Source organism: Paraburkholderia sp. RL17-373-BIF-A, from assembly GCF_046030175.1.
Classification (GTDB): Bacteria; Pseudomonadota; Gammaproteobacteria; order Burkholderiales; family Burkholderiaceae; genus Paraburkholderia.
On sequence record NZ_JARESO010000134.1, the window covers coordinates 1 to 6,159 of the forward strand.

The 6,159-nt window shown below is 55.3% G+C and carries 4 protein-coding genes and 4 pseudogenes; 5 read left to right on the forward strand and 3 right to left on the reverse strand.

The features are described from left to right. The 3 genes and pseudogenes from P0D80_RS48145 to P0D80_RS48155 form a co-directional block, all read left to right on the forward strand. Positions 1–478, forward strand: a pseudogene (locus P0D80_RS48145) (DDE-type integrase/transposase/recombinase); the annotation flags it as partial. Beyond that, complete coding sequence (locus P0D80_RS48150) at positions 453–647, forward strand: transposase (RefSeq protein ID WP_408295333.1); 195 nt, start codon at positions 453–455, stop codon at positions 645–647. The pseudogene P0D80_RS48145 and the gene P0D80_RS48150, both read left to right, overlap by 26 nt. 578 nt (positions 648–1,225) lie before the next feature. After that, entirely contained in the window at positions 1,226–2,020 is a 795-nt protein-coding gene (locus tag P0D80_RS48155) for a hypothetical protein (RefSeq protein ID WP_408295324.1), read from the forward strand. A 129-nt stretch (positions 2,021–2,149) separates the two neighbouring features. Here P0D80_RS48155 and P0D80_RS48160 read toward each other — a convergent pair. Further along, a pseudogene (locus tag P0D80_RS48160) lies at positions 2,150–2,506 on the reverse strand (transposase); the annotation flags it as partial. A 259-nt stretch (positions 2,507–2,765) separates the two neighbouring features. On the opposite strand from P0D80_RS48160, the gene P0D80_RS48165 reads away from it, so the two are divergent. Both P0D80_RS48165 and P0D80_RS48170 read left to right on the forward strand, forming a co-directional pair. Beyond that, positions 2,766–4,328 carry a glycoside hydrolase family 5 protein gene (locus tag P0D80_RS48165; protein WP_408295327.1) on the forward strand — a complete coding sequence of 521 codons (1,563 nt, stop codon included), beginning with the start codon at positions 2,766–2,768 and terminating at the stop codon, positions 4,326–4,328. A gap of 197 nt (positions 4,329–4,525) precedes the next feature. After that, a complete protein-coding gene (locus P0D80_RS48170; RefSeq protein ID WP_408295330.1) occupies positions 4,526–5,761 on the forward strand; it encodes a hypothetical protein in 1,236 nt (411 codons plus the stop codon). Between the two features lie 99 nt (positions 5,762–5,860). On the opposite strand, the pseudogene P0D80_RS48175 reads toward P0D80_RS48170, so the two are convergent. Both P0D80_RS48175 and P0D80_RS48180 read right to left on the reverse strand, forming a co-directional pair. After that, positions 5,861–5,986 (reverse strand): annotated as a pseudogene (locus P0D80_RS48175) (IS6 family transposase); the annotation flags it as partial. Between the two features lie 28 nt (positions 5,987–6,014). After that, positions 6,015–6,159: pseudogene (locus P0D80_RS48180) on the reverse strand (DDE-type integrase/transposase/recombinase); the annotation flags it as partial.

Genomic DNA, 6,159 nt, shown 5'->3' on the forward strand with positions numbered 1-6,159 from the left:
GGCTGCGCGGCGAGCCGTATCTGTTGTGGCGAGCGGTCGCCGAGCATGGTGCCGAACTCGACGTGCTGGTGCAAAAGCGGCGCGACGAGGCTGCGGCAAGGCGCTTCTTCCGAGGGTGCTGCGTTCAAACCCGGTGCCGCGCAAGATCGTTACTGACCAGCTGCGCAGCTATCCGGCGGCGAAGGCTGACATTCCCGAGCTCGCTCACGTGAAGCACGTTTTCGTCAAGGCGGCCGCACGCGTGAACAACCTTGCCGAGAACAACCGCCAGCCGACCCGCAGGCGCGAACGCCAGATGTGCGACTTTCGCGATGCGCGTCGCACGCAGGCGTTTCTCTCATGCTTCGGCATGATCCGGCAGCACTTCGCGTTGCGCCGGCATCAAATGAACGCGGCATGTCATCGCGCCGTACTCCAGGAACGCTTCGCCACATGGCATGGCTGGACTTTAACTGCCGCAGCAAAGAAAGTCATCTGATAAGGACAACTGCTCTTTATCCACACCGATAGCCTGCGCCCGCCAACTTGACAGAGCCGTGCGCACCACTAATGGTCTTGAACGAATCAATCGTGAGATCAAGCGACGCACGCGCGTCGCCTTGATCTTCCCGAACACCGCTTCCTGCCTGCATCTCGTCTCTGCCTAGCTGATCGAGTGTGACGACGAATGGATGACCGGTAAATCTATCTCAGCATGGCCGCTTGACCTGAGCATCACCATGGAATGGTCTGATCGTTTTTACAGAAAAAAGTTGCACAACCACGAAAGACCGACGGTGGCGCATGCGGCAAGATATAAAGCCTTGGGCAAGGTCACGGTGCCCACTCCACGTTCGAAGCTGGATGCGGGTTCGATTCCCGCTACCACCGGCCTGTATCGGGGCGGAAAAGGATATTTTCGCAAAGTGATTGCGCGGGACCAGTCAGGCAGTGTAAGTGTGTTTTCTAGCCCTTGCGATTTTGGATTTCCACGGTTCAAAAGGCCGCATGCGTGCCTGCTGCCTCATCTTGATCCAGAAGTAAATTGCCGTACGATATCGCCATGTGAATGGTCACAACGAATACGTTCTCGTCAGTTTTCAACACGGTTGGTCTTCATAATGAAGAGACCGGATTCGCGGATATGGTCATGCAGGGGGCGAAGTTCGGTAATGCGGGAGGAGCCGGGGATCTGGTTCTTTCGATACTGACGTTCGGGATTTAGGCCCTTGTCAAATCCCACAAAATGGATCTGAAAAAAGCCGCTGTCGACGACGCCCTGCGGCACCTCCGTGAGGAGATCCAGGCGAATCCAGAGGCAAGCTCGGTTTCCGTGCAGGTTGATGGTCAAGAGCTGACGGTTTCCTATAATCTTCATGGAGGGGTCAATCGGCTGAAGATTACGTTGGGTGCTCATGAGTTTGAGCCGATCGATGGTGTGACGCTTAAGGATTTGAGAGCACGCTTGGAAAACGTTAGCCAACCGTTCGCGGGCGATGATGTTCATCTTGACACGCCCGATACGTTGCGAGAAAGCGCAGCAAACGTGAATCAGTGGGAGCCCGAGGGCGTGGCACTCCTCCAGCGCATCCAGTCGCTTCCGGCGCAGGAGCGGAACGGGCCACTCGTGGCGCTCATCGACCGGATCCCGGCCCTGCCTGACAGGCACCAGTCTGGCGCCTTCGAGGGGCTGCTGGCAGCTGTTCTCGACCTTGATGGGCTCGCGCGGGGCCTGCTCCTGAGCGCGCTCGGCGGCCAGATCCGGTGGCTGCCTGACCGACTCGTCGCCTTCGACAGCTTGCTGAGGGCTGTTTGCGAACTCGACGTGGCCGACCGGGCACGGCACCTGGCCGAGCTCGCCGCCCGAATCGGGTCGTTATGTGGTGATACCCAGCTGGCCGCGTTCGGGAGTGTGGTGGCGGCTGTTCGCGATCTCGGCGTGAGCGCTGGGCAAGAGCCCCTAGTGGTGCTCGCCGGCCTGATCGGGCGGCTACGTGAAGATGACCGGGAGGCTGCACGCGAGATGTTGAGAGCCTTCTAAACCGGCTGTATGAAGTGCTTTGTCAAGTTACGCAAGACGGATGATGTCTTCTCATGTAGATAAGAGATCCTCGGTTGTGCAACTTTTTTCTGTAAAACCGATCACGCGATTCCATGGTGATCGCTCAGGTCAAGCGGCCATGCTGAGATAGATTTTACCGGTTACCCATTCTTCGTCACACTCGGCTAACAAGGCAGAGACAAGACGCAGACAGGAAGCGGTGTTCGGGAAGATAGAGGCGACGCGCGTGCGTCGCTTGATCTCGCAATTGATTCGTTCAAGACCGTTAGTGGTGCGCACCCGTACCCGATGCGCCTGGGGCGTGTCAAAGGCAGCGAAGCCTTCGGGTAGATTGTCTTCAGCCCATTGCGCAAGCTTGGGCATGTCGGTGGCCCACGCCTCAATGGCCTGTTTCAGGAGCCGTTCGGCTTCAGCCCGATCCGGCGCATTGAAGATCGCGCGAATGCGCGGGAGAGCGTTTCGTTTGGTGGGGTCAGGCGATGAGTTGGACGGTTGCGTCGTTGGCGGTAAAGCCGGGATGCCACCGTTCGAAGTCCTGACGAAGACGACCGTCGATAACGAGAGCGTTTCGTTTGGTGGGGTGCCGCCGGCACGCGAGTGTGGCGTTCCGGTGAAAACAGTTTCAAACACGGTTGCCCGACCTCGCCACTACCGCACCCGGGCGCGCACCACCCCACCAAACGAAACGCTCTCGATGCGATTGTTCTATTTTAGGGAGTCAGTTTTGAAAAGATACATCATCACGGGAGCTTCTTTTGCTCTGCACTTAAATATTGCCAACGCGGCTATTAGCGTGACGAATGAGATCCACGGTACCTTGGATCCTGCAGCCTCAGGGTATTTTCATAGCCGACCGGTAATTTGCGTCAAGAACGAGTCGGGAGGGCAAGTTACGTATAAAAAGGTGCTGCCTGGAGAAACTGCCGTATTGTCGTGGGGCAATCCCTATTGGTACGACGCTGATCTGCGATTGAATGGTTGCGATGTAAGCATGGATCCTTATGTCGGATATCTTGGAATTGCAACCACTGGCGTTAGCTTCACGCCATGGACAAACGGCAAGATACAGTATGTGGATCCCGCGAAGAATGCGAACGGTGTAATTTCCGGGAAGCTAAAGTACGTCCCCCTTTCTTCCATGTATAATAGCCAGCTTCTTAGGCCGGTTGCGAAGAACCGACAACTCCCTTACGTCGGGGTAAATTTTTCAGGCGCTGAATTTGGCAAAACGATAGCACCAAGTTCAGTGCCGGACCTCGCAGGCCTCGATCTTTCTGACATGAACAATGGAAAGGGAGAAGGTTATGTCTCAGCCGGTATGAATACCGTACGCTTTCCGATCGGCTGGGGTTTTCTCGAGCTTCTGGACAAATCGTCTTCCTTGGAAAACCCGACGTGGATCTTCAACGAAGCTTACTGGAAGAGCTACGTCGAACCGACCGTTGTTTCGCTGACCAGTGCGGGTATATATACAATACTTGATTTGCACGCCTATCTCCATTACTCGGAGTTCGGCAAGCACGTATCGGGTTGCATGGATACCGTCAAAGCGTGTCCAGATGGTACGCGGGACCTGAACAGTGCTCATTACATAAAGGCTTGGCAAGACATACTCGCGAAGATCAGAGAAAATCCGCAAATAAGAGAAGACTATCTGATGTTTGATGTTGTGAACGAGCCTGCCGCCAGTCAAAACGAGGTTCTGACACCTCGTCAAGTTTTCGACACCGAAGTACCAGTGGCTGTCGCGTTGCAGAAGAGCGGGTTCACGGGAAAGATTTTGCTCGAGGGCGCTAGCTGGAGCGGTTTGCACTCGTGGTTGCTTCGGGAGAGCGATCAACCGTCGAACGGCGAGGTTTTTACAAGAGAAAATCTCCAGAATGCGGGCGTGATGTTCAACGCGAACAACGACAACGTTGTGCTAAGTGTGCATCAATATTTCGACGCGAACTTTTCAGGTACTCAAGACAGTTGTCAAACGAGCCTGTCCACTACAGGTTACGCAGGATTTAATGTGGGCGCTTTCTCACAGTGGCTGACGGCGCAAAGCCTGAAGGCAATCGTCACCGAGCTCGGATCATCAAATAGAGACACCGGCGGTCATTGCCCGGCTATTTTGGCGGACTTCATGACTTATATGAAGAAAAATGCTGCAGTTGGTAGCGGAGGCGGTTTTGTTGGCGCCACGCTATGGGGAGCGGGGCATGGATGGGGGGCATCGTACGATCTCCGCATTACTCCATCTTCGTATCAGTTCACGATCATGAAGCAGACGTTGGTGCAATAAATCTGGGGCTGCCGCGGCAAGGAAGCTGTGTGTTCATCCACGCGCTTCTGATCTGTTATGCGGATAAGTCGGAAGGGCTGGGAAATGCCAGAATCTTGTTGCGACAAAGTCGGTGAAGTGAGCCGGTGACGCTATTTTCTACTGGTAAATATTGAGAGATGAAATTCAAGAGGTCACGCTGTCCAACTCTACCGACGATGAGACTATTTGTATTGCTTACAGTCAGCGCGTTGCTAACCGGTGCTTGTGGCGGTAGTTCTGGCTCCGGGGCAACGCCCACTCCGACATATTCCGCGGTCGTCGATGCTGGCAGTAGTGGTTCGCGAATTTATTTATACAAGAGTGTGCCGAGCAACGACTTCGGTACGATCGAGACCCTGCTGGATTACACTTCGATCAGCATTCCAGATTTATCGAGCTATGCTGGCAATCCGGCTCAAGCCGGTCCGCACGGTGTCCAGCCTCTGCTCGATCAGCTTACCCAGTATCTGAGGAGCAACCATCTGCAGGAAGGTCATGTACGTGTGAGCGTGCTGGGCACGGCTGGCATGCGCTCCGTCGCGAGGGGCGCTGCAACCGCCATTTACGATAGCGTTACAAAAAGCATTAGTAGTTCCCACTACACGGTGGCCAATGTCGGAACGATCTCTGGTCAGGAAGAAGGGCTGTACGCTTGGGCGAGCGTCAACCACCTTAAGAACACGTTCCAGGATCACGCGACACCTTACGGCATTATCGAGGTTGGTGGCGCGTCCGCACAGGTGACGTACGTTGGCAAGGACAAGGGCGATGCAAGCGTGGTGACGAAGACCATCAATGGCATCGTCTATCCGGTTTTCAGCATCAGTTACCTTGGTCTGGGGCAGAATAGCGCTCGTGCCTCAATGATCGAAAGCTCGGCTGCAGGGGGAGGCACCGATAATAATACTTGCTATACCTCAGGCTATAGCTTCGGCTCCGCTCCCGGCGATCCGAGTCCCGCGCCGGGGACGAGGTCGTTGACGGGAAATTACGACTACGCTACGTGCCAAAGTTTATACCGATCGGTCATCGGGCGCTTCGACGTGGCGAACACGGCTGTCATGCCCGGTTTTAGCGGAACCCACTTCCTGATACTGGGTGGTTCCGTATCGGGTGTGCTAGCTAACTGGGGCTTGTCAACGAGCATGGCGCTTCCAAACAAATTGTTAAGCGAGGCTCAAGCCAATTGTCAGGGGGCGACATGGACGAAATTCTATGCGACATATTCAGCTTACGGGCCGATGCGTTTTCTGCAGCCTCAGTGCGCAAACAGTACCTATCTGGGTACACTCTTATACGATGGTGACGGTCTCGGACTGCGGCCAGATCAAGGGATGATCCCAGTCGACGTAGCTGGCAGGGCTTCGACCTGGACTCTAGGCTACGTGCTTCTCACAGAGTTTGGTACGTAGCATATCGTTTTCCAGGCTTTGTCAAGTTAAGCAAAAAACGGATTATGGGTTCCCACTTGGATAAGGTGTCCTCATTAATTTGCGCTGAGGAGTTGCACACCGGCCCAGTCGTACCATCTCAACGTCCCGCAGGCTCAGGTTGAAGCGGTGGTACCAACGTACCGCGCAGCTGATGACCGATGCGGGGAAACGGAAACCGTGAAAAGGCGACTTGATCTTCTTCATCCCGCCATTTTACCCGCTCGCGCAGTCAACTTGACATTGCCCTGCCACGGTCGCTATGGACAATCACGCCGGCTTCGGGGCGGCGCCGAAACCATGCCATGCGCAGTGCATCCGTGACCAACCCGGCCTTCATATGTGGCTGCATCGACCAGCCCACCACCTGCCGGCTGATG